21 protein-coding genes and 1 pseudogene are annotated in these 23,487 nt (G+C 72.5%); 7 read left to right on the top strand and 15 right to left on the bottom strand.

All coding sequences use genetic code 11. The features are described from left to right. Positions 1 to 18 precede the first annotated feature (18 nt). The 4 genes from ABZ464_RS26760 to ABZ464_RS26745 are packed head-to-tail and all read left to right on the top strand — an operon-like array spanning position 19 to position 4,953. On the top strand, positions 19 to 198 hold the full coding sequence (locus ABZ464_RS26760; RefSeq protein ID WP_359280441.1) for a hypothetical protein: 180 nt from the start codon (positions 19 to 21) through the stop codon (positions 196 to 198). Next, a complete protein-coding gene (locus tag ABZ464_RS26755) occupies positions 195 to 1,601 on the top strand; it encodes an alpha-L-fucosidase (protein ID WP_359280439.1) in 1,407 nt (468 codons plus the stop codon). The genes ABZ464_RS26760 and ABZ464_RS26755 overlap by 4 nt, the downstream gene beginning before the upstream one ends. After that, on the top strand, positions 1,598 to 2,632 hold the full coding sequence (locus ABZ464_RS26750; protein ID WP_359280438.1) for a peptidyl-prolyl cis-trans isomerase: 1,035 nt from the start codon (positions 1,598 to 1,600) through the stop codon (positions 2,630 to 2,632). The genes ABZ464_RS26755 and ABZ464_RS26750 overlap by 4 nt, the downstream gene beginning before the upstream one ends. Next, positions 2,629 to 4,953, top strand: coding sequence for a discoidin domain-containing protein (locus tag ABZ464_RS26745; RefSeq protein WP_359280436.1), 2,325 nt, complete (start codon positions 2,629 to 2,631; stop codon positions 4,951 to 4,953). Before ABZ464_RS26750 ends, ABZ464_RS26745 begins: the two co-directional genes overlap by 4 nt. Before the next feature lie 74 nt (positions 4,954 to 5,027). On the opposite strand, the gene ABZ464_RS26740 is transcribed toward ABZ464_RS26745, so the two are convergent. The 8 genes and pseudogenes from ABZ464_RS26740 to ABZ464_RS26705 form a co-directional block, all read right to left on the bottom strand. Further along, a complete protein-coding gene (locus ABZ464_RS26740; protein WP_359280434.1) occupies positions 5,028 to 5,351 on the bottom strand; it encodes an antibiotic biosynthesis monooxygenase in 324 nt (107 codons plus the stop codon). Positions 5,352 to 5,396: 45 nt separating this feature from the next. Next, entirely contained in the window at positions 5,397 to 6,308 is a 912-nt protein-coding gene (locus ABZ464_RS26735) for a hypothetical protein (RefSeq protein ID WP_359280433.1), read from the bottom strand. Positions 6,309 to 6,356: 48 nt separating this feature from the next. Beyond that, a complete protein-coding gene (locus ABZ464_RS26730) occupies positions 6,357 to 6,995 on the bottom strand; it encodes a DUF6629 family protein (protein WP_359280431.1) in 639 nt (212 codons plus the stop codon). Positions 6,996 to 7,096: 101 nt separating this feature from the next. Continuing rightward, positions 7,097 to 7,711, bottom strand: a complete 615-nt coding sequence (locus tag ABZ464_RS26725; RefSeq protein WP_359280430.1) for a response regulator transcription factor — start codon at positions 7,709 to 7,711, stop codon at positions 7,097 to 7,099. 2 nt (positions 7,712 to 7,713) lie between these two features. Beyond that, positions 7,714 to 7,923: pseudogene (locus tag ABZ464_RS26720) on the bottom strand (ATP-binding cassette domain-containing protein); the annotation flags it as partial. A gap of 143 nt (positions 7,924 to 8,066) precedes the next feature. Continuing rightward, on the bottom strand, positions 8,067 to 8,669 hold the full coding sequence (locus ABZ464_RS26715; protein WP_359280428.1) for a hypothetical protein: 603 nt from the start codon (positions 8,667 to 8,669) through the stop codon (positions 8,067 to 8,069). Then, positions 8,666 to 10,099, bottom strand: a complete 1,434-nt coding sequence (locus ABZ464_RS26710) for a HAMP domain-containing sensor histidine kinase (protein ID WP_359280492.1) — start codon at positions 10,097 to 10,099, stop codon at positions 8,666 to 8,668. Before ABZ464_RS26710 ends, ABZ464_RS26715 begins: the two co-directional genes overlap by 4 nt. 161 nt (positions 10,100 to 10,260) lie before the next feature. Further along, positions 10,261 to 10,956, bottom strand: coding sequence for a response regulator transcription factor (locus ABZ464_RS26705; protein WP_359280426.1), 696 nt, complete (start codon positions 10,954 to 10,956; stop codon positions 10,261 to 10,263). 137 nt (positions 10,957 to 11,093) lie between these two features. Here ABZ464_RS26705 and ABZ464_RS26700 point away from each other — a divergent pair, with 137 nt between their 5' ends. Both ABZ464_RS26700 and ABZ464_RS26695 read left to right on the top strand, forming a co-directional pair. Then, positions 11,094 to 12,092, top strand: a complete 999-nt coding sequence (locus ABZ464_RS26700; RefSeq protein ID WP_359280424.1) for a DUF3152 domain-containing protein — start codon at positions 11,094 to 11,096, stop codon at positions 12,090 to 12,092. A 75-nt stretch (positions 12,093 to 12,167) separates the two neighbouring features. Further along, on the top strand, positions 12,168 to 13,169 hold the full coding sequence (locus ABZ464_RS26695) for a LacI family DNA-binding transcriptional regulator (RefSeq protein ID WP_359280490.1): 1,002 nt from the start codon (positions 12,168 to 12,170) through the stop codon (positions 13,167 to 13,169). A gap of 36 nt (positions 13,170 to 13,205) precedes the next feature. On the opposite strand, the gene ABZ464_RS26690 is transcribed toward ABZ464_RS26695, so the two are convergent. Then, on the bottom strand, positions 13,206 to 14,129 hold the full coding sequence (locus ABZ464_RS26690) for a LysR family transcriptional regulator (protein WP_359280422.1): 924 nt from the start codon (positions 14,127 to 14,129) through the stop codon (positions 13,206 to 13,208). A gap of 81 nt (positions 14,130 to 14,210) precedes the next feature. Between ABZ464_RS26690 and ABZ464_RS26685 the strand changes: the two genes are divergently transcribed. Further along, a complete protein-coding gene (locus ABZ464_RS26685) occupies positions 14,211 to 15,140 on the top strand; it encodes a DMT family transporter (RefSeq protein WP_359280419.1) in 930 nt (309 codons plus the stop codon). Positions 15,141 to 15,158: 18 nt separating this feature from the next. Here ABZ464_RS26685 and ABZ464_RS26680 read toward each other — a convergent pair whose 3' ends face one another. The 6 genes from ABZ464_RS26680 to ABZ464_RS26655 all read right to left on the bottom strand — a co-directional run bounded on the left by ABZ464_RS26680 (position 15,159) and on the right by ABZ464_RS26655 (position 23,402). Then, on the bottom strand, positions 15,159 to 16,163 hold the full coding sequence (locus ABZ464_RS26680; protein WP_359280417.1) for an aminoglycoside phosphotransferase family protein: 1,005 nt from the start codon (positions 16,161 to 16,163) through the stop codon (positions 15,159 to 15,161). An 82-nt stretch (positions 16,164 to 16,245) separates the two neighbouring features. After that, positions 16,246 to 17,685: a rifampin monooxygenase gene (rox, locus tag ABZ464_RS26675; protein WP_359280415.1), complete on the bottom strand. Its 1,440-nt coding sequence runs from the start codon at positions 17,683 to 17,685 to the stop codon at positions 16,246 to 16,248. 150 nt (positions 17,686 to 17,835) lie between these two features. Then, the gene (locus ABZ464_RS26670; protein ID WP_359280413.1) at positions 17,836 to 18,390 is read right to left on the bottom strand and encodes a hypothetical protein; all 555 of its coding nucleotides are present in this window, start codon (positions 18,388 to 18,390) and stop codon (positions 17,836 to 17,838) included. A gap of 34 nt (positions 18,391 to 18,424) precedes the next feature. After that, positions 18,425 to 19,405 (bottom strand): methylmalonyl Co-A mutase-associated GTPase MeaB, encoded by a 981-nt coding sequence (meaB, locus tag ABZ464_RS26665; RefSeq protein WP_359280411.1) that lies wholly within the window; start codon positions 19,403 to 19,405, stop codon positions 18,425 to 18,427. After that, positions 19,402 to 21,594, bottom strand: a complete 2,193-nt coding sequence (gene scpA, locus ABZ464_RS26660; RefSeq protein WP_359280410.1) for a methylmalonyl-CoA mutase — start codon at positions 21,592 to 21,594, stop codon at positions 19,402 to 19,404. The genes meaB and scpA overlap by 4 nt, the downstream gene beginning before the upstream one ends. Next, on the bottom strand, positions 21,594 to 23,402 hold the full coding sequence (locus tag ABZ464_RS26655) for a methylmalonyl-CoA mutase subunit beta (protein ID WP_359280409.1): 1,809 nt from the start codon (positions 23,400 to 23,402) through the stop codon (positions 21,594 to 21,596). The genes scpA and ABZ464_RS26655 overlap by 1 nt, the downstream gene beginning before the upstream one ends. Positions 23,403 to 23,487: the final 85 nt, after the last annotated feature.

Below are 23,487 nucleotides of genomic sequence, written 5' to 3'. Positions count from 1 at the left end.
AGCGGAAGGACCATGGACATGAAGGAATCGACGCGTACGGCACTCCTGGTCGCCGCCCGTACGCTCGTCGCGGCGGCCTGTGTCGCGCTCGTCGTCACCGCCCGTACGACCGCCGGGTGGGGACATCTCCTGGTCATGCTCGCCGGACTGGCCGGTCTGCTGGCCCTGCTCGCCGCATACAACCGGCGGTTCCGGTGAACGCGCCCGCCGCGACCGGCCGCGAACTGGCCGCCGTCCGGCCGAGCCCCCGCCAACTCGCCTGGCAGGCCATGGAGTTCTACGGCTTCCTGCACTTCGGGATGAACACGATGACGGACCGGGAGTGGGGCGAGGGCCATGACGACCCGGCCCTCTTCGACCCGGCCTCCCTCGACGCCGAGCAATGGGTCGGTGCCCTCAAGCGCGCCGGGATGACCGGCGTGATCCTCACCTGCAAGCATCACGACGGCTTCTGCCTCTGGCCGAGCGACGTCACCGACCACTCGGTGGCCTCCTCGCCCTGGCGCGGCGGACAGGGCGACGTGGTCGCGGAGGTCGCCGAGGCGGCGCGACGGCACGGGCTGCGGTTCGGGATCTACCTCTCCCCGTGGGACCGCACCGAGGCCACCTACGGCTCCGGGACCGCCTACGACGACTTCTACGTCGCCCAGCTCACCGAACTCCTCACCCGCTACGGGCCGTTGTTCTCGGTATGGCTCGACGGCGCCAACGGCGAGGGCCCGAACGGCAAGCGGCAGGTCTACGACTGGGACCGGTACTACGCGGTCGTCCGGGAACTCCAGCCGGACGCGGTGATCAGCGTGTGCGGCCCCGACGTCCGCTGGTGCGGCAACGAGGCGGGGGAGACCCGCCCCGACGAGTGGAGCGTCGTCCCGCGCGCCCTCCAGGACGCCGAACGCACCGCCGACCGTTCCCAACACGCCGACGACACCGGCTTCGCCCGGCTGGTCCGCAGCGACGACCGCGACCTCGGCAGCCGGGCCGCGCTCGCCGGACACGAGGACGACCTGGTCTGGTACCCGGCCGAGGTCAACACCTCGATCCGTCCCGGCTGGTTCCACCACCCGGCCGAGGACGCCCGAGTACGGTCCGCGGAAGAGCTGTTCGCCATCTATCTGCGGGCCGTCGGCGGCAACTCCTGCTTCCTGCTGAACGTTCCGCCCGCCCGGGACGGCCGGCTCCGGGACGCCGACGTGACCGTGCTGGCGCAACTGGGGCGGCACATAGCGGACTTCGGGGCCCGACGCATCGAGGCGACCGTGACCGTGTCGTCCGGCGCCGCGGACGCGCTCGCGACCGGGTGGCGGCCCGACGCGGCGGATCCACGGCCGGCCGTCACCCTGTCCTTCGCGGGACCCCGAGCCGTCGAAGCGGTCGTCGTGGGCGAGGACATCGCCCAGGGCCAGCGCATCGAGCACCTCGTGGTCCGGGGCCGGCACCGGGACGGCCGGTGGACGACGCTCGCCGAGGCGCACGCGGTCGGCCACCGGCGCATCCTCACCTTCGCGCCCGTCGAGGTGGACGCGGTGGTCGTGGAGATACCGCAGACGCGGGACACACCCGTCGTCGACCGCGTCGCGGCCGTCGGAGCGGCGTCGTGAAGCGCCTGATCCTCGGCGTCACCGGCGCCTGTGTGCTCCTCGCCGCGCTGGCCGTCACCCTGGCCGCCGCCCTCGGCCACGACTCCTCCGACGACGTGGCCACCGTGGCCGGACACCCGGTGACCCGGGCCGAACTCCTCTTCCACATGCGCCGGTTGGCCCCGACCGTGCAGAACGAGCTGCGCACCCGGTACAGCCTGGTGGGCACCCCCACCTGGAACACCGAGGTCGGCGGCAGGACCGCGCTCCAGCGGCTGGAGGACCGGGCGCTGGAGGAGATCCGGCACGACAAGACCCTCCTCGTCCTCGCGAAGGAGCAGGGGCTGGTCGACTCCGTCGACCACAGGGCGTTCCTCGCCGACCTGGACGACGAGAACGACTCCCGGGCCCAGGCCATGGCGGCGGGGCGGACCGTGTACGGCGTCGCGCGGTTCTCCGCCGAGGAGTACTACACGCACCGCCTCACCGCACTCACCACGGCCCTCGAACAGCGGCTCGGCAAGGGCGCCGACGCGCCGCTGCACGTGACCGACGCCGAGGTCCGCCGCGCCTTCGACGCCGACCGCGACGACTGGAGCGCCAACGCCACCACGTACACGTACGCCCGACTCGTCGTACCCGTACGGAAGGGAACCTCCGCCGAGAGTCTGCAGCGCAGGGTGCGCGCGGCCGGCAGCCTCGCCGCCGTAGCCGACGCGGAACCCGGCGCGCGGCTGACGAGAGCGACGTACGACCCAGGCGCCTCCGGCGGACCGAACGCCCATGACCAGGACCTCGCGGCCGTGCTCGGCAAGCTCGCGCCGGGCGGGATCTCGGCCCCCGTCCGGGGCACCGGCCAGATCACCTACTACGAGCTCGACGGCAGGAAGGTCGACGAGGACAAGGCGTTCGCCGCCTACTCCCGGCGCATACGGCAGTCCCTCGTCCAGGAGAAGTTCGACCAGTACCTCCAGCGCCGTGTCGACCGGAGCGACATCGATGTCGACACCTCGGCGGTGGACGCCATCAAAGCGGAGGAAGTGCAGCCATGAGACCCGTCGACACCGGACCACCCCGCCGCCCACGGACGCTGTACGCGGGCTTCGTCGCCCTGCTCGCCGCCCTGCTCGTCGGAGCGCTCGTCCCCGCGGCCCACGCCGCCACCACCCGCCACCACGCCCCCTCCCGCACCGCCCTCGAGGCGGCCTGGCCGGGCAACACCCCCAACACCACCGGCGGCAAGGACTACTACCTCGACGCCACGCTCGGCCGCGACACCGCCGCCGGCACCTCCCCGGCGACCGCCTGGCGTACCCTCGCCAAGGCCACCGCGACGACGTTCGCCCCCGGCGACCGCATCCTGCTCAAGGCCGGCGAGCAGTGGCCGGACCAGCAGCTGTGGCCCAAGGGATCCGGCAGCGCGGGAAAGCCGATCACCATCTCGGCGTACGGCGATCCGAACGCCCGCCGCCCCTACATCGCGACCAACGGCAAGGTCCCCAGCCCCTTCAGGTCCGACGGCACCAAGAACCCGGCCACCGTCGGACTGACCGGCGCCATCGTGCTGCGCAACCAGCAGTACTGGGACATCGACAACGTCGAGCTGTCCAACGACGACGACTTCGCCACGGACATCACCTCGGGGACGTACGTCCGCGACGGCATCATGGTGTCCATCAACGCCGATCTGCTGGCGAGCGGCGCGGACAGCGTCATGGACCACTTCCGGATCTCGAACGTCCACGTCCACCACCTGGACGGCCCCAGCAGCTGGCAGAAGATCCACTACGGCGCCGTGGACTTCCAGGTCTTCGGCAGCAGGAACTACAAGCAGTACGGCACCGGCGGCTACTACTTCAAGGACGTCCGGATCGAGAACAACACCTTCGAGAACGTCGAACTGCACGCCGTCCAGTTCGCGTTCAACTGGTTCGCCGCCGACGGCACGGACGCCGGGCAGTACGACGAGAGCGGCAAGTGGCACGAAGGCTGGGAGCAGTTGTGGGTCCGTACCCGCGACCTCTACAGCCGTGACGTCTACATCGGCCACAACTACGCCGAGAGCATCGGCCAGGGCGCGATCCAGCTCGCCGACACCAAGAACATGACGGTCGAGTACAACGAGGTCAACGGCTTCCTCAAACGCTATGACGCGGTGTCCTGCGCGCTCTATCTGTGGGCGGGCGCCGACTCCGTCATGCAGTACAACGAGGTCTACGGCGGCCCGGACAACGAGTACGACGGCACGCCCTGGGACCTGGAGTACACCAACTTCAACGTCACGTACCAGTTCAACTACTCGCACGACAACGCGGCGGGCTGGATGGCCTACATGGGCAACAGCTCAGGCTCCGTGGCCCGTTACAACCTCAGCGTCAACGACAACGGCGTCCTGGTGAAGAACATGCTGTCGACGAACTACTCGCCGACCTACTTCACCAACAACACCTTCGTCTACGACGGCGCGGACCTCGACTACGTCCACGACGAGACGTTCCTGAGCCGCGTCTACTTCCTCAACAACGTCTTCCACAACACCTCGACCACGACCGCGACACCCTGGTACCGGCGTACGGGCGCGCTGCGGCAGGCGGTGTTCTCCCACAACGACTACTACGAGGCGAGCGGGACCCACTCCCCGCAGGAGCCCGCCGACCCGAGAGGGCTGCGGGCCGACCCGGGATTCGTCGGCGACCCCGACGACTACCTCACCGGACTGGGCGTGAACCGGATCCGGGAGGCGGCGGCGCACTTCGCGCTCCGCGCCGACTCGCCGCTGATCGACGCCGGTCGGTACAACCCGCACCTCGGCACCGAGGACTTCCTCGGCACCCACCTCTACTACGGCACCGCCCCGGACATCGGCATCGCCGAGCGCCCCGTCGGCACCAGGGTGGAGAACCCCGTCGACGACGACCCCGTCGAGGAGGAGACGGACCAGCGCGTCGACCTCGCGCTCGGCAAACCCGTCACCGCCAGCTCCACCCACCCCGGGGCGAACGGCACCCTCACCGCCGACAGACTCACCGACGGCAGCCTCACCACCCGCTGGGCGGCGGCCGACGACGCGGCCTACCCGGTCACCCTCGACATCGACTTCGGCGCGAACACCACCTTCGACCAGGTCTATCTGGACGAGTACACCGACTCCGGCACCAACCCGAGGGTGCGCACCTTCGCGCTGCAGCGGTGGGACGCCGGGACGGGGGCATGGGTGACGTTCGCGAGCCGGGACACCGGCATCGGCCATGACCTCACCGTCACCGGCTTCGGCACCGTCACCACCTCCCGGCTGCGGGTGGCGCTCACCGGGAAGATCGCCACGGAGCAGTACACGCCGACCATGACCGAGATCGCCGTGTACGACGGATGACCGTGAACGGTGGGTACGAGGGATGACCGCGACCGGTGGGTGGACGGCACCCGTCCACCCACCGGCTCCACCGCCTACTCGCCCTTCGGCGCCGCCTGCTGGACCACCTCGAAGGACCAGAGGGTGGCGGCCGAGGCGGCGGGCTTGGCCTGCTCGCCCTCCGCGCCGCCCCGGTGCGCGGACTTCATCGAGCCCTCCATCCACGCCTGGAACGACTCCTCGTCACGCCAGCGCGTGTAGACGAGATAGGTGTCGGTGCCCTCGACCGGGCGGAGCAGCTCGAACCACTCGAACCCGTCCGAGTTCTCCACGGCGTGCGCCCGCGCGGCGAACCGCTTCTCCAGGGTCTCCCGCTGCGCGGCCGGGACGGTCAGTACGTTGATCTTGACTACGCTCATGCCCCCATCCTGCCTCCCCGGGCGGCCGGGAGCGGGGACCACCCCCTACTCCTGCTCTTCGGGAGAGGGTTCGAGACGTTCCGCCTCCCGGGAGGTCCGTCGCGCCTCCCGGTCGGCGCGGGCGAGCGCGTCGGCCGTGGTGCGGTGCCGCTCGTCGGCCCGCTGTTCCTCGTCGGCCGCCGTCCGCAGTGCCTCCCGAGCCCGCCGCAGCGACTCCTCCGCCTCGTCCACCTCCCGCTGGGCCCGACCGCGCCGGTCCCGTGCCTGTTCTACGGCCGTCTCGGCGTCGGTGTGGTCCGCGCGCCGGTCGTCGAGCTTCCGTGCGGCGGCCTCCGCTTCCCGGCGGGCCCGGGTGAGACGTTCCCGGCGCCGCCGGGCGAGCTCGTCCGTACGATCCGTACGGGGAGGGTGCGGCGGCCTGCTGCGGACGGCGCCTTCCCGGACGGGCCCCGACGGGAAGCCCGACGGCGGGACGAGGGCGCTGTGCAGGCGGCCGGTGGCCCACCGGTCCGCCGCGTCGGGGTCGGCGAGCACGGCCTGCAAGGTGGCCGTGACCTCCGTCAGCACGGCGGCCGACAGCCGCTGTCCGGCGTCGCGCGCGAGGTCGGACGTCCGACGGGTCAGCGCGGCGACGATCGTGCGGCGCTGGGCGGACAGCTCCCTGACCCCGGCCGGGTCCAGTTCCCGGTGGGCCGTGCGCAGCGCCTGCCCCAGCTCCAGGAACCGGTGGCTCTCCTCGGGCTGTGACCGCAGGAGCAGGTTCGCGGCCCAGGCGGCGAGGGTGGGCCGGCGGGCCTCGTGGATCCGCCGGGCGTCCTCCGCCCGGCCCGCCGTCCGGGCGGCCATCGCGAGTTCCTCGCGGCGCGCCACGAAACCGGCCGGCGGGGTGGTGTAGAGCCCGTCGAGCACCGCCTCCACGTCGTCCGTCCCGTCATCGCGCTTCCGCTTGCCCGCCATGCTGCACAGCCTCCACCGGGCCACGGCCCCGCGCACGCCGGGCGGGACTCAGGCGACCGGCATGCCGGGCGTCTCGGCGGGGGGCCGGGTGCGCGTCCAGTCGAACAGCACCACCGAGCACACGGCCGCCAGCGCGCACCAGGTCGAGACGAACTCCAGCCGCCACAGTGCCCAGCACACCAGCGCGCCGACGGCGACGAGCAGGCCCAGCAGGGACAGCCGCCGGTCGCCGGAGAGAAGCAGGGATCCCACGGTGGCCAGCAGATAGCCCACGACGAGGAGCGGCGGACGGGGGAGGTCGAACGCGTAGCCGATCGTACGGCCGTGGATCTCGGCCGTCACCGGGCCGGTGGCCAGCCCGTACGCGAGGACCGCGGCGGTCGCGGTCCCCACCGCGAGGGGCACGGTCAGCCGGGGACGGGCGGGCGGCCCGGCCGCGCACCACACCCCGGCGGGCACCCACACCGCCAGCAGCGGCAGGGCGACGACGGCCCAGAGAACGGTCGCGGTCCCGCCGCCCCCGCCCCGGTGCCAGACGGCCGACTCGACGATCTGATGGGCCCCGAGCAGGAGCGGCAGCGCGGCGAGCGGCAGATCGCGGCTCTCCCGCACCCGCAGGACCGAGGCCGCCCCGACGGCCGCGATCCCGGTACCCGCCACCAGATCGGCCGTCGCACTCCAGCACATCCGGCCACCATAGGGGCGGCTTCCGGGGCAGGTCCGCCTGCCACACCCCGTGGCGTCCTCGTGCAGCACAGGCGGGCGCCGGTGCGCCGGTACGCTCCCGGTCACGACCTCGCCCGGACCAGCCCCGCGTCGTACGCCGTGATCACGGCCTGGATGCGGTCCCGCGCGCCGATCTTGGCGAGGACGCGGCCGACGTGCTTCTTCACGGTGGACTCGGTGAGGACGAGCCGTTCGGCGATCTCGGTGTTGGTCCAGCCCTGCCCGATGGCGACGAGGACCTCGCGCTCGCGGTCGGTGAGCGTCCGCAGCCGGGGATCCTCCGCCACGGGTGCCCCGCCGGGCGCGAGGACCTGATGGGCGTACGCGTCCAGCAGTCGCCGGGTCAGGCTCGGGGCGACGACGGCGTCGCCGGTCGCTACGGCGTGGATGCCCGCGACGAGTTCCTCGGGGCGCGCGTCCTTGAGCAGGAAGCCGCTGGCACCGGCCCGCAGCCCTTCGTACGCGTACTCGTCCAGGTCGAACGTGGTCACGATGAGGACGCGGGTGCGGCCGCCGCCCGCGACGATCCGGCGGGTGGCCTCCAGGCCGTCCATGCCGGGCATCCGGACGTCCATGAGGACGACGTCGGGGCGCAGTTCCGCGGCCAGCCGGACGGCCTCGGCGCCGTGCGCCGCCTCGCCGACCGAGTCCAGGCCCGGGGTGCCCTCGATCAGCATGCGGCCGAATGGCGGGCGTACGCCCGGCCGTTGACCGTGACCGTGCCCGCGGTGGGGGAGTCCAGTCCGATGATCATGCGCATCGTGGTGGACTTGCCCGCCCCGTTCGGCCCCAGGAAGGCGGTGACCTCGCCGGCCCTCACCGAGAAGCTCAGGTGGTCGACCGCCGTCCTGTCCCCGTATCGCTTGGTCAGCTCACGCGCTTCGATCATGGGAATGGGCCTTTCCTGCCTCGGACTCGCGGTGACGCGTTCGAAGGTAGGAGCGCGCGAGGCCCGATTCCTGGGCCCCCGGGGGAATCTTCGGTCCGCCCGTGGTACCCCGGTACCACGGGCGCCACCGCGTTCGGGCCGTCCTACGGTTCGGGGCAGTCCTCGTCGGTGCCCTCGACGCGCGTGCCGTCGGCGGCGGTCACGGTCACCGTCACCGGCTCCGTGACCCGCGTGGCGAGGCGACGGGCCCGGCCCGCCGTGCAGATCAGCTGCCGCTGGGCCAGGTCGGAGCGTTCGGCGAACACCCCCTGCGGCAGGGTGACCGACACCCGGCTGTCCTCCACCGTGGCCCGTACGGGCTCCGCGGCGGACGCGGACGCGGAGGGGGCCGTCCTGGCGTCCGGTTCGACCGGGTCGTCCTGGGGCTGCCCGGGTTCGGGGGTCGGGAAGAGGGAGGCGGGCTCCGCCGCCCGGGCCACCTGCGTGGTCCACCCCTTGGACCGCTCCACCACGTCCGGGCCCTCGAGCATCTGCTCGATGGCCACCGCGGCGTCCCCGGCCTCGGGGACCGCGCGCAGGACGGCGACCAGGGTGCCGTCCTGGACGAAGTAGAGCGGGGTCGTCGCGGTGATCCCGCTCGCGGGACCGCCCGCCTCGACCACGCCGGTCGAGGGGATGCCGCAGGCGGAGAGCGCGAGTCCCGCGGTGACGACGAGCAGCGCGGCTCGGTGGACCGGTCTCGTCACAGGTTCTCCCACGCCGACTCGTCCCGCCGCAGCGGGAGTTCCACGGTGAAGACGGCGCCGCCGCCGGGGTGGTTGGCCGCGCGGACCGTGCCGCCGTGCATCCGTACGTTCTCCTCGGTGATCGCCAGGCCCAGCCCGCTGCCCTCGGTGCGGGTGCGCGCGCTGTCGGACTTGTAGAAGCGGTCGAAGACATACGGCAGCACGTCCTCGGGGATGCCCGGCCCGCTGTCGGCCACCTCCAGGATCGCGTGCCGCAGCGTGGCGTGCGGCCCGCCCTCGGTCAGCGTGAGACGCACCGGACTGCCGCCGTGCCGCAGGGCGTTGCCGACCAGGTTGGCCACGACCACGTCCAGTCGGCGTGGATCGACCCGGCCGCGCAGCTCGTCGGGCCCCGGCAGCCGGGTCTCGACCAGGTCCGACCAGCCCCGGGAGGAGACCGTGCGCCGGATCGACTCGGCGAGGTCGATCTCGTCCAGGTGCAGTTCCGCGGCCCCCGCGTCGAAGCGGGATATCTCCATCAGGTCCTCCACCAGCCGGGCCAGTTTCACGGTCTCCTCGCTGATGAGCCGCACCGCGACCGCCGTGTCCGGGTCGAGCCGGGCGGCCTCCTCGTCCAGCACGTCGGTGACCGCCGACATGGCGGCCAGCGGGGTGCGCAGTTCGTGGGAGACGTCCGAGGCGAATCGGCGGGCCCGCGCCTCCATGCCGCGCAGCTCGGCGACGGAGTGTTCCAGCGCCGCCGCGGTCTCGTTGAACGTGTGGGACAGATCGGCGAGTTCGTCGGAGCCGTTGACGTCGAGCCGGGTGTCGAGCCGGCCCTCGGCGATGCTCCGGGTCGCCCGGCGCAGCGCCCGCACCGGCCGCAGCACCCCGCGCGCCGCGAACAGGGCGAGCAGCACGGCGACACCGAGGGCCGACGCGGTCGCCCGTTCGATGGCCGTGACCAGCGCGTCGACGGACCGCTGTTCGTCGGTCTGGGGCACGGTCAGGAAGACCTGGATCCCGGTGGGTGTCTGCGTGCCCTGGGCGGAGGCGAAGACGACCGTCATGCCGACGACCAGGGAGGTCCGTCCACCGCTGTTCACCCGCTGGAAGACGGTGGCCATACTGGAGCGGACGGCCTTGCGCAGGGCGGGCGACACCTCGCCGAAGCGGTCGCCGGGCGCCGAGGTCGCGCTGAGCCCCTCGTAGACGACGAGGACGCGCCAGGTGCCGGACGGCTCTGCGAGTGCCACGTTGGAGGCGAACTGGTTGAGCATGTCCTCGGTGGGCGGGTAGCCGATGCCCGTGGCGATCCGGCTGACCTGGGAGCGCAGCTGCCGGATCACGGTGTCCTGGCTCTGCTGGAGCACCCCGGTGCGCGCCTCGCGGAAGGTCAGTGCCCCGGTCGTCGTGGTGGCCAGGGCGGCGACCAGCCCGAACGCCACCACGAGCCGCACCCGCAGCCCGCGCAGCACCACCCGGGAAGGAGTGCGCGCCGCCTTCGCCGGGGTGCGGACCCGGTGCCGGGGAGTGGACGCCTGCTTCTGAGGCTGAGGGGTGGGGACGCTCGTGGCCCCTGTCCTGCGGGTCTCCGCCCGCGCCGCGCGTCTCACCGCGCCGCGAACCGGTAGCCGAAGCCGCGGACGGTCTGGATGTAGCGCGGTTCGCGCGGCGGGTCGCCCATCTTGGAGCGCAGCCGTTTGACACAGGCGTCCACCAGCCGGGCGTCGCCGTGGTAGCTGTGCTCCCAGACCGCCTCCAGCAGCTGCTGCCGGCTGAACACCTGCCCCGGCGAGGCGGAGAGGGTCAGCAGCAGCCGGAGTTCGGACGGGGCGAGCTGGACCGGGGTGCCCCGCACGGTGACGGACAGCCCGGCCCGGTCGACGGCCAGGTCCCCGTAGGTGTCGATCTTCGGCAGCCCGCCGTCGCCCGGGGCCGCCCCGCCCGCCCGGCGCAGCACGGCGCGGATTCGCGCGTCCAGCACCCTGGCCTGTACGGGCTTGACGACGTAGTCGTCCGCGCCCGCCTCCAGACCGACAACGATGTCCACGTCATCCCCCCGAGCGGTCGCCATGATGATCGGCAGGGTCTGGTCGACGGCGCGGACGGCGCGGCACACGTCCATGCCGCTCATGCCGGGCAGCATCAGATCGAGGACGACGACATCGGGCCGGAAGGACCGCAGCAGGTCCATGCCCTCCTCCCCGGTCGGGACGGCGGCGACCTCATGGCTCTGGCGGCGCAGCCCCAGTGCGACCCCTTCCCGGACGGCGCGGTCGTCTTCGATCAGCAGAACACGTGGCATGGGCTCAGTATCGGGAGCGGCCGTCCCCCGGCGGGCCACTGTTACCGGATGATCACATAGTAAGGATGATCATTCGTTACGAGTCCGTTACTCTCTGAGCCAGATCCTCTCACATGACATCCACAGTCTGGCTGCCGATGACCGAACATGAAGCAAGGCCCTCCTCCGCTCCCCGCCGCCGTCGGCGCGGCCCCGCGCACGCCTCCGCGCGGCGCAGGGGGAGGGCTCCGCTGTGGGGCGGGCTCGCCGCGACGACCGTCCTCGGGGTCGCGGGCTTCGCCGCCGTGGGATGGGCGCTGCCGGCCGGCAAGGACTTACCGGCACGGGCGGGAAGCTCCGAGAGCGCCGGGCCGAGCGCCTCCGAACCGAGCGCCTCCGAGCCGCGCGCCCCGGGGCCGAACGCCTCCGGGGCGGACGCCTCAGGGGCGAACGGCTCCGGGTCGAACGCCTCCGACCCGGCCGAGCCGACCCCCGGCCGCACCACCCCGCGCCCCGGCGCCTCCTCGTCGGCCTCGTCCGGCGCGGCGGCGACCGGCTCCTCCCCGAGCCCCTCCCGGACCACCGTCCCCATCCCCAGGACCGGCCCGGGCACCTTCGTCACCGCGTCCGGCGGCAGCGACCGGGTCGGCAAGGGGAAGCCGCTGACCTACCGGGTCGAGGTCGAGACCGGGCTCGATCTCTCCACCGCGGACGTGGCCGAGCAGGTGGAGGACATCCTGGCCGATCCGCGCGGCTGGACCGCCGACGGCGTCTCCGCCTTCCAGCGGGTCTCGAGCGGGACCACCGACTTCGTCGTCAAGGTGGCCACCCCCGCCACCGTCGACAAGATCTGCCTGGAGGGCGGGCTGGACACCCACGGCGACTTCAACTGCAACGTCTTCGGGAACGTCATGGTCAACCTGGAGCGCTGGGAACTGGCCACCCCCGTCTACGCCGCGGACGTCCCCTCCTACCGGGCGCTGATCATCAACCACGAGGTCGGCCACTTCCTCAAGCACGGTCACGTCGGCTGCCCCGGCGCCGGAAAACCCGCGCCCGCGATGATGCAGCAGATCAAGGGCATGAACGGCTGTGTCCCCAATGTCTGGCCCTACGACGCCGACGGCAGGCCGATCACCGGCCCCGCGGTGCCCTGACCGGCGCCGAGTACGATGACCGGGCACACGGGAGGATCGGTTCAGGTGAACGCTTCGGGCAGGCAGCGGCCCACGATGGCGGACGTCGCCGCGAAGGCGGGGGTCTCGCGGGCGCTGGTCTCGATCGTGTTCCGCAACCAGCCGGGGGCCAGCGAGGAGACCCGTGAGCGGGTGCTGAAGGTCGCCGACGAGATCGGCTACCGGCCCGACAGTGCGGCCCGGCTGCTCGCCCGCGGCCGCAGCCGCACCCTCGGCGTGATGTTCACCGTGCAGCAGACCTTCCACACCAACCTCATCGAGGGCATCTACCCCGAGGCCGAACGCCTCGGCTACGAAGTCCTGTTGTCGGGCTCCACCCGCAGCCGCAGCGAGGAGAAGGCGGTCGAGGCGCTGCTCAGCCACCGCTGCGAGGCGCTGATCCTGCTCGGCTCCTTCGTCGAGCCCGCGTTCCTCCACGACCTGGGGCGCCGCACGGTCGCCGTCTCCGTCGGCCGCCGCGTCCCCCACGCCCACGTCGACTTCGTCCACTCCGCCGAGGGCAAGGGCGTACGACAGGCCATGGAGCACCTCGTCGAACTGGGGCACCGCCGGATCGTGCACATCGACGGCGGCCAGGGCCCCGGCTCGGCCGAACGCCGGCGCGCCTACCGGGCAGCGATGCGCCGGCACGGACTGGAGTCCGAGGCCCGGGTCCTGCCCGGCGACCACACCGAGGTGTCGGGCATCGAGGCCGGCCGCACCCTCCTCGCCGAACGCGACCGGGGCCGGCCGCTGCCGACCGCGGTCCTCGCCGGCAACGACCGCTGCGCCATGGGCCTGCTGATGCCGCTGACCCGGGCCGGCGTCGAGGTGCCCCGCGATCTGTCCGTCGTCGGCTACGACGACAGCCACCTCTCCCACCTCATGCCCATCGGCCTGACCACCGTCCGCCAGGACGCGGTGCTGATGGCGGAACACGCCGTGCGCTATGCCGTCGAACGGCTGGAGAACCCCGAACTCCAGCCGAGGGAGGCGGTGTTGGAGCCGAAGCTGGTGGTACGCGAGAGCAGCGGTCCGGCACCGCGCGACCCGGCCTGAGCCGTACGGTTCCCGGCCGGGCTGCGGCTTCCCGGGTTACGCGGGCGGGGCCGGGTCGCCGTCGCGGTTTCTTACCGTCTCCGCCGCCTGCCGCAGTGCGGTGAGGGCCGTGCGTACGGCTCGGCGGGCCGCGCGTTCGGGGCGGTGCAGTACGTCGATGTGGCGGGTGGCGTGGATACCGCTGAGCGGGCGCAGTACCACCGCCGGGTGGGGGCGGGAGGTCCAGCGCGGCATCAGGGCGACGCCGCCGCCCGCGGCCACCACCTCCGCGACCACCGCGATCTCGTTGATGCGATGGACGATCTCCACCCTGCGTCCGGCGGCGGCGGAGACGGCCTCGACGGTGGCCATGAGCGGAAAGCCGTCGTGCACGGTGATCCAGGGCTCACCGGCGACGTCCTGGGGCGTCAGCGCGGGCTTGGCCGCCAGCGGGTGGCCGGCGGGCAGCGCGATGTCGAGGGGTTCCCGCAGCAGCGGGGTGGCCGTCGCGGTCCGCGGCCAGGGCGGCGCATGGTCGAGCCGGTGGGCGAGGACGAGGTCGTAGTGGCGGGTCAGCGCCGGGAAGTCGTCCTGCGCCACGTCCTCGTCGTGGAGGGAGACGCGCGGCGATCCCGGCGTGCTCAGCGCGCGCAGCAGCAGCGGGAAGAACGCGGCGGCGCCGCTGTGGAAGGCCGCCACCGACACCGCCCCGTCGGGCCGTTCGACGAACTCGTCCACGGCCTGGCGCGCCCGGGCCAGCGCGGTCTCCACCCCGATCGCCGCGTCGGCCAGCGCCTGCCCCGCGGCCGTGAGGACCAGCCGCCGCCCGTCGCGCTCGGTGAGCGGCACCGGAATCGTCCGCTGGAGCAGCCGCAGCTGCTGCGAGATCGCCGAGGGCGTCACCCGCATCGCCTCGGCGGCCGCGGTGACGCTGCCCAGCTCGCCCAGTTCCCGCAGCACCCGCAGCTGTCTCTCGTCCACCCCGTCAGTGTAGCTTCGCTTAAGGGTCCGTATAGCAACTGGTTGTTTACTTCAAAATGCAGCTCCGCAAGGGTGGATCCCATGCCACCCACCCGTCGTACGGACGTGGTGCTCCTGGCCGTCGCCGTCGTCTGGGGTTCCAGCTACCTGTCGGCGAAGACGGCCACGGCCACCACACCGGTGCTCCTCGTCCTCTTCGTTCGCTACGCCCTGTCCGCCCTCGCCAGTGTCGCCGCCGTCGCCGCCGTGCGCGGCAGGACCGGCCCCCTCACCCGGGACGAGGCGCTGCGCGGCTCCCTGCTCGGGGTCACCCAGGCCGCCGTCCTCGTCCTGGAGACCTACGGCGTCGCCCACACCACGGCCGCGAACGCGGGCCTGATCATCAGCCTCACCCTCGTCCTCACCCCGCTGCTGGACCGCGCCGGACGCCCCGGCGGACCGCCGCCCCCGTTCTTCCTCGCCGCCGGTGTGTGCGTCGCGGGCGTGGGCCTGCTCGTCTCCGGCACCGGTCTGCGCGCGCCCGGCGCCGGAGACCTGCTGATGCTCGCGGCGGCGGTGGTCCGGGCGGGCCATGTGGTGCTCGTCGGACGGCTCACCACGGGCCGGGCGATACGACCGCTGCAGCTGACGACCGTGCAGGTCGTCGTCGGCACGGCCCTGTTCCTGCCCTTCGCGGCGACCGGGCTGCCGGAGCTCGCCCGCATCGACGCCGTCACCTGGGCCCAGCTCGCCTACCTGGCCCTGTTCTGCGGTCTGTTCGCCTTCCTGGCGCAGACCTGGGCGGTGCAGCGCACCTCGGCGACCCGCGCGAGTCTGCTGCTGGGGACCGAACCGGTCTGGGCCCTCCTGGTCGGCATCGGCTTCGGCGGCGAACACCTCACCGCGCTCTCCGCTCTCGGAGCCGCGCTGATCGTCACCGGAACATACTGGGGGCAGGCCGTCGAACGCCGCACACGACAGCCCCGCCCGACCGTGACCGACCGCCTGCCCGAGCCGGAACCGACTGCCTGAGCGGGCCCCGGACCGGACCTAGCCCAGCGCCCGCAGGGCGGTCACGCGCTCGGCCAGGAAGCCCCGGCACCAGGTGGCGTGGTCCCCCTCGTATCCGCGCGGTCCGCACTCCACGACCAGCAACAGCCCCAGATAGAGGCCGTAGAGCGCCAGACGGTGACGGAGCGCCGGGGTGAAGTCGAGCCGGCCGCCGGCCTCGCGGTAACCGGCGACGAGAGCGCTGTCCGGGCCGACGTCCCCGCCGAGCTCCAGGGAGATCAGTTCGGCGGCCGGGTCGCCCCAGAAGGCCCGCTCGTGATCGATGAGACCGGTGATCCGGACGTCCGAGCCGTCGGCCCCGTCCTCGTCGGCGACGCCGACGAAGATGTTCCCCGGCCACAGGTCGAAGTGGACCAGACAGGGCCGGGTGACCTCGTCCAACGCGTCCGCGCCCGCCGCCACCAGGGCCCGTATCTCCGCCGGTGTCACGCCGAGTGCGGACCGCCAGTGGTCGGCGTCCTCCAGCAGCGCGTCCACCATGGCGGTGAACGCAGTCCGCCAGTCGGGAGCGGACAGCCCGGACTCCGGGGCCGGGTAGCCGAACCGGCCGTCCTCGGAGACCAGGGTGTGCAGCCGGGCGGTGATCGCGCCCAGCTCGCGCCGCAGCGCGCTCTCGGCCGCGGCGGGCAGCCGGTCGGCCGCCTTGTCCCACGGGGTGCCGTCCAGCACGGACACCGCGAGGAAGTCGTCGCCCGCGTACAGCAGTTCCGGGGTCGGCACCCCGCCGTCGGACAGCGACGCGAGCCGCCGGTACACCGCGGCCTCGGTCGCCATGATGCCCCGCTCGTAGCGCAGGACGGGGGTGCCGACGGACGGAGCGAGCTTCACCACCGCCGCGCGGCCGTCCTCGAACCGCACCCGGTAGGCGGTGTTGAACCAGCCGTCGGTCAGCTCCGCCTCCAGCCGGCACCCGGCACCCGTCGCCCCCCGCATCAGCGCGTCCAACTCCTCGGCGGACAGCCGTCGTTTGGTCAGGCTCTGCATGCGGCGGCTCACTTCCGGTCGTCGGCACGGGGGTGCTGGGAGCGCTCACATTCTGCGGGGTGCGCCGGTCCCGGTCCAGGTCTCAGCCGCCCGCGGCGCCGAACCACCTGGACAGCGCCACGTCCAGATTCCCCTGCTCCTCGCCGACCCAGACCACATGACCGTCGGGCCGCAGCAGCACCGCGGGCACGTCCACCTCCTCGCTGACGTCGACGACATGGTCGACCCGGTCCGCCCGGCCCGCCACCGAGAGCCGGCCGGTGCTGTCGAGCAGCAGCCCGCGCCCGCCGTGCAGCAGCCCGTACAGGCGCCCCCGCTCCTTCAGCGCCACGTCCCGCATCCGCCGCCCGAGCAGGTCGTGGCCGCCCTCGCCGAAGCCGACGTCGTAGCGGACCTCGACCGCGGTGATCATCCCGGTCAGGTACCGGTTCACCTCCTCGAAGTCCATCAGCCTCGAGAACAGCTCCCGCAGCGCGGTCGGACCCGGTTCCGCCCCCAGCAGCGTGATCGCCGCCCGGGTGTTGTCCAGCACCCGGGCGCCCACCGGATGCCGTTCGGTGTGATAGCTGTCCAGCAGCCCTTCCGGCGCCCACCCGGCGACCTCGGCGGCCAGCTTCCAGCCCAGGTTGAACGCGTCCTGGACGCCGAGATTGAGCCCCTGCCCGCCGGTCGGCGGATGGATGTGCGCCGCGTCGCCGGCCAGCAGCACCCGCCCCACGCGGTAGCGCTCGGCCTGCCGGGTGGCGTCACCGAACCGGGACAGCCAGCGCGGCGCGCGCGCCCCGAAGTCGGTGCCCGCGAAGGCCCGCAGCTGCTTCCCGAACTCCTCCAGGGTCGGCGGGGACGTCCGGTCCTCGGCCACCCCGTCGGCGGGCACGATGACCCGGTACGTCCCTTCGCCGACGGGGGCCGCGCCGAAACGCAGCTGGGTCCTGCGGACCTCCTCCACCACGGCGTCGATCCTCGCGGGATCCTCCGTCAGCTCCATCTCGCCCAGCAGTGTCTCCACGGTGGCGGGCTCACCGGGGAACCCGACCCCGAGCTGCTTGCGCACCAGGCTGCGGCCGCCGTCGCACCCGACGAGGTAGCGCGAACGCAGCCGCGTCCCGTCCGCCAGCTCGACCGACACCCCCTCCTCGTCCTGGCTCAGCCCGACCACTTCGCAGCCGCGCCGGATCTCGGCGCCGACCTCGACGGCCCATTCGTTCAGCAGTCGCTCGGTGACCGGCTGCGGGTGGGCGAGGCCGTACGGGTGCGCCGTGTCCAGCCCGTCAGGCCACGGCTTGACGATGCCGCCGAACAGGCCCCCGACCGAGAACCTCTTGCTGACCGCGGCGAACCGCTCCAGCAGCCCGCGCTGGTCCATGATCTCGACGCTCCGCGCGTGCAGGCCCTGCCCCCGGGACTGCGGGGTCGGCTCGGCCAGCCGCTCCAGCACCACCACGTGCACGTCGTGCAGCCGCAATTCGGCGGCCAGCATCAGGCCGGTCGGTCCGCCGCCCACCACGATCACGTCGATCATCGAAATACCCCCGGTTTCCGCAGGTTCCTGGCTCAGGCCGGAAATTCTGCAGGACACGGGGGGTCTTGCCGCAAGACCCCCCGTGTGCTATAGGTTGAGAGTGGCAGGGAGCGAACAACTCCCTGCCTTTTCGCGGGGCCTTTTCGTGCGCTATCCGACCTGTGCCCTCCGCCACTCCACTTCCTCGGCAGCCATCGGGGCCCGGATGCTGTACACGTCGCCGACCTGGAGATTGTCCGGAGTGCTGTACTCACCGTAGGTACCGATGACTGACACAGCCACTTCGGAATCGGGCTGCCAGAAAGTGCGGAAGTACGGGGAGTTCGCCGGGAATTCCGGGATCTCCAGAAGCGGGACGCCGCGCCGCTCCAGTAGGCGTTTCAGCTTTTCGAACCGAAGCCTGGGAGTGAACCGCCCGTACCGGGCGCGGATCGTCTCGTTGACGAGAGTGCGGTCCCGGTACGCGAGCCGGTGCACCTGAAGGGTGAAGTGGTTGCCCGACCAGGGATGGTCGGCACCCGCGCGGTCCCAGTAGAACTCGGCGAGGCCGTAGTCACGGCTCAGGCTGCGCTCGCCGAAGACGTTCTCGGCGAAGTCGGACCCCAGGACCCGGGTGACGCGGTCGGGAGAGTCCGCGGGGCCCACGCCGAGCAAGGTGCCGGTAGTGACGACTTCCATGTAGAACGCCAGGGAGTACGGGGTCAACCTCATCATCCTCTCGAGAGGGAGGTTTTGGGCCCTATTTTTCCGCCTGGAAGGCCTTCAGGATCCGTTCGGCCGCCAGTGTGGCCGTCAACTCGCCTTCCCGTACCCGCTGTTCGAGGTCCGGCGCCAGGGCCCGTACCGCGGGATCGGCGTGGAGGCGGCCCAGGAGTTCGTCGCGGACCATGCTCCAGGTCCAGCCGACCTGCTGGTCCCGCCGCTTGGCGGTCAGCCGGCCGGTCGAGTCCAGCAGCGCGCGATGCTGTTCGAGGCGTTCCCAGACCGTGTCCAGGCCGGTCGACTCCCGGGCGCTGCAACTGAGCACCGGCGGGGTCCAGGCCGGGTCGGGGCCGTGCATCAGCCGGAGGGCGCCGGAGAGTTCGCGCGCCGCGGCCTTCGCGTCGCGTTCGTGCGGGCCGTCCGCCTTGTTCACGGCGATCACGTCGGCGAGCTCCAGGACGCCCTTCTTGATGCCCTGGAGCTGGTCGCCGGTGCGGGCGAGGGTGAGCAGGAGGAAGGAGTCGACCATGTCGGCGACGGCGGTCTCGGACTGGCCGACGCCGACCGTCTCGACGAGGATCACGTCGTAGCCCGCCGCCTCCATCACCACCATCGACTCCCGGGTGGCCTTGGCGACCCCGCCGAGGGTGCCCGCGCTGGGGGAGGGCCGTACGAAGGCCGCCGGGTCGACCGCCAGGCGTTCCATCCGGGTCTTGTCGCCCAGGATCGAGCCGCCCGTACGGGTCGAGGACGGGTCGACGGCCAGGACCGCCACCCGGTGGCCCAGCGAGGTCAGCAGCGTGCCGAAGGCGTCGATGAACGTCGACTTGCCGACCCCCGGCACCCCGCTGATCCCGATCCGCCGCGCCCGGCCGCTGTGCGGCAGCAGCGCGGTCAGCAACTCCTGGGCCAGTGCCCGGTGCTGGGGCCGGGTGGACTCGACGAGCGTGATCGCGCGGGCGATCAGCGCCCGCTTCCCGTCGAGCACACCCTTCACATACGTGTCGACATCGATCACAGCTCGTGCCCGAGGTCGGCACCCAGCCTCGCCACCAGGTCGTGCGCCGCGTCCGGGATCACCGTCCCGGGCGGGAAGACGGCCGCCGCGCCCATCTCCAGGAGCGTCGGCACGTCCTGCGGCGGGATGACCCCGCCCACCACGATCACGATGTCCTCACGCCCCTCCTCGGCGAGCGCCTCGCGCAGCGCCGGGACGAGGGTGAGGTGTCCGGCGGCCAGGGACGAGACGCCGACGATGTGCACGTCGGCCTCCACGGCCTGCCGGGCCACCTCGGCCGGGGTCTGGAACAGCGGGCCGACGTCGACGTCGAAGCCGAGGTCGGCGAAGGCGGTGGCGATCACCTTCTGGCCGCGGTCGTGGCCGTCCTGGCCCATCTTGGCGACCAGGATGCGCGGACGGCGGCCCTCGGCCTCCGCGAAGGCGTCCACCAGGGCGCGGGTGCGCTCCACGGACGGGGACTCGCCTGCTTCGGTTCGGTACACGCCGGAGATGGTACGGATCTGGCTTGCGTGGCGCCCGTACACCTTCTCCAGGGCGTCGGAGATCTCGCCGATGGTGGCCTTCGCGCGGGCCGCGTCCACGGCCAGCTCCAGCAGGTTGCCCTCGCCGCCGGCCGCCCGGGTCAGCGCGTCCAGCGCGTCCTGGCAGGCCCGCTCGTCGCGCTCGGCGCGCAGCCGCCGCAGCTTCTCGATCTGCTGGGAGCGCACGGAGGAGTTGTCGACCTTGAGGACGTCGATCGCCTCGTCGTTCTCGACGCGGTACTTGTTGACGCCGATGACCGGCTGGCGGCCGGAGTCGATCCGGGCCTGGGTGCGGGCCGCGGCCTCCTCGATGCGCAGCTTGGGGATGCCGGCGTCGATCGCCCTGGCCATGCCGCCCGCCGCCTCCACCTCCTGGATGTGCTGCCAGGCCCGGCGGGCGAGGTCGTACGTCAGCTTCTCCACGTACGCGCTGCCGCCCCACGGGTCGATGACCCGGGTGGTGCCGGACTCCTGCTGGATCAGCAGCTGGGTGTTGCGGGCGATGCGCGCCGAGAAGTCGGTGGGCAGCGCGAGCGCCTCGTCGAGGGCGTTGGTGTGCAGCGACTGGGTGTGGCCCTGGGTCGCCGCCATGGCCTCCACACAGGTCCGCGTGACGTTGTTGAAGACGTCCTGCGCGGTCAGCGACCAGCCCGAGGTCTGCGAATGGGTGCGCAGCGACAGCGACTTGGTGTTCTTCGGGTCGAACTGCTTCACCAGCTTCGCCCACAGCAGGCGTGCCGCCCGCAGCTTGGCGACCTCCATGAAGAAGTTCATGCCGATCGCCCAGAAGAACGACAGCCGGGGCGCGAACGCGTCCACGTCCAGGCCCGCCTCCCGGCCCGCCCGGATGTACTCCACGCCGTCCGCGAGCGTGTACGCCAGCTCCAGGTCGGCCGTCGCACCGGCCTCCTGGATGTGATAGCCGGAGATGGAGATGGAGTTGTAGCGGGGCATCCGCTGCGAGGTGTACGCGAAGATGTCGGAGATGATCCGCATCGACGGCTTCGGCGGATAGATGTAGGTGTTGCGGACCATGAACTCCTTGAGGATGTCGTTCTGGATGGTCCCGGCCAGCTTCTCGGGCGGTACGCCCTGCTCCTCCGCCGCCACGATGTACAGCGCCAGGATCGGCAGCACGGCGCCGTTCATCGTCATCGACACGGTCATCCTGTCGAGGGGGATCCCGTCGAACAGCTGCCGCATGTCGTAGATCGAGTCGATCGCCACGCCCGCCATGCCGACGTCACCGGTCACCCGCGGGTGGTCGCTGTCATAGCCGCGGTGGGTCGGCAGGTCGAAGGCGACCGACAGGCCCTTCTGGCCGGCCGCGAGGTTGCGGCGGTAGAAGGCGTTGGACTCCTCGGCCGTGGAGAAACCCGCGTACTGGCGGATCGTCCAGGGCTGGTTGACGTACATCGTCGGGTACGGGCCGCGCAGATACGGGGCGATGCCCGGGTGGGTGCCCAGGAAGTCCAGGCCCTCCAGATCCTGCCCGGTGTACAGCGGCTGGACCGCGATGCCCTCCGGCGTCTCCCAGAGCAGATCGTCCCCGCCCGCCGCCTTCTTCACGGCCGTACGCCACTCGTCGGCCCCGGCGCCGACGGTCGGGGTCCCCAGCTCGATCCCGGAGAAGTCGGGGATGGAGGGGCCGGAAGGGGCGGTCATCAGGACACTCCCATGCGGTCGAGGGTGGCGGACAGGACGGCGACCGCGTCGCAGCCCGCGAAGACGTGGTCGTCGACATCCGGGTACGGCCCGGGACGCCCGGCGAGGAACACCTGCGCGGCACCGGCGGCCTTCAGTCGCGCGGCCTCCGCCCCGGCCCGCTCCTCGTACAGCGCGTCGCTGGAGCACAGACAGGCCTCCGTGGCCCCGCTCTCCTCGAACGTGCCCTCGGTGACCGGCTCGATGCCGCCCGCCTGGAAGAGGTTCGCGGCGAAGGTCAGCCGCGCGGTGTGCGCGGCGGCCGGACCGAGCGCCGCCAGGAAGATCCGCGGCCGGGAGCCGGCCCTGGCCAGATGGGCGTCCGAGCGGGCCCGCAGCTCCTCGAACGCCTCGTCGCGGCGCACCCGCGGCAGACCGCCGGAGCGCGGGGTCGGCGCGCTCTCCCGGACGACCGGCTTCTCGGCGAGGAACGGGAACTCGCTGACCCCGGTGATGGGTTCGCGGCGCTTGGCGAGCCGCTTGGAGCGCTCCGCCCAGGTCGTCGCCAGATCGGTGCGGATCCGGCCCGAGCGCAGGACGGCCGCCTGGCCGCCGTCGCGCTCGATCGTCCGGAAGAACTCCCAGCCCGCGCGGGCGAGTTCGTCCGTGAGCCGCTCCACGTACCAGGAGCCGCCCGCCGGGTCGATCACCCGGGCGAGGTGCGACTCCTCGATGAGGATCGTGGAGGTGTTGCGGGCGATACGGCGCGCGAACGCGTCCGGCAGCCCGACCGCCTCGTCGAACGGCAGCACGGTGACCGACTCGGCCCCGCCCGCCCCCGCGGCCAGCGTGGCGACGGTCGCGCGCAGCATGTTCACCCACGGGTCGCGGCGCGTCATCATCACCGGCGAGGTCACCGCGTGCTGGACCTGGGCGCCCGCGGCGGGCGCCCCGCACACCTCGGCCACCCGGGCCCACAGCCGGCGCGCGGCCCGCAGCTTGGCGATCGTCAGGAACTGGTCGGCGGTGGCCGCGTACCGGAACTCCAGCTGGGCGCAGGCCTGTTCGACACTCAGCCCGGCCTCGGTCAGCGCCCGCAGATACGCCACACCGGTCGCGAGGGAGGCGCCGAGCTCCTGGGCGGCCGAACCGCCCGCCTCGTGGTACGGCAGCGCGTCCACCGTCAGCGCCCGCAGCCCCGGGTACTCCTCGGCGCACAGCCGCGCCAGCGCGGCGGCCGGCGCGAAGTCCGACGCCTGCCCGGTACGGGCCTCGTGCCCGAGCGGGTCCGCCCCCAGATTGCCGCGCGCCGCGTCCTTGCCGACGCCCCGCTCCTCGTACAGCCGCAGCAGCTCCCGCGCGGCCGGCTCGACGTCGGTCCCGGCGTCGAGGACGACCGGCGCGAGGTCCAGATAGACCCCGTCGAGCACCCGGCCCAGCGACGACACGGGGATGCCCGCCTCGCCGACGACCAGCCACAGGGAGGTGACGCCGTTCTCCAGGTCCGCGAGCACCGCGCCGTTGTCGGCCACCGCGTGCCGCTGCCGTACGTCCCACCCCCCGAGCGTGTTCCCCTCCGGCCGGCCGGACCGGACGAAGGGGGCGAACCCGGGGAGACCCGGCTCGGGCGCGGCGTCGTGCGCGGTGTACAGAGGACGGGTGCGCAGCCCGTCCTCCAGCGCGGTGGACAGGGCTTCCTCGGCCTGAGCTCCCTCGACGTCCTTGCCCGACTTGCGCAGCACGCCCGCGACGAGGCGCTGCCACTGCTCGTGGGTGGAATCCGGGAACTCGGCGGCCAGCTCAAGCCCGTCGTCAGGCAGGACCGTCATGCTCGGATGGTAGGCCAGAGGCGCAAAGGGGCAGCAGAGGGCGCGGCTGTGACCTTGCCCTCCCCGAGAATGTGACCCCGTTCAC

This window comes from Streptomyces sp. NPDC005820 (genome assembly GCF_040630255.1).
Classification (GTDB): domain Bacteria; phylum Actinomycetota; class Actinomycetes; order Streptomycetales; family Streptomycetaceae; genus Streptomyces.
This window is presented reverse-complemented; position numbering and strand designations above follow the sequence as displayed.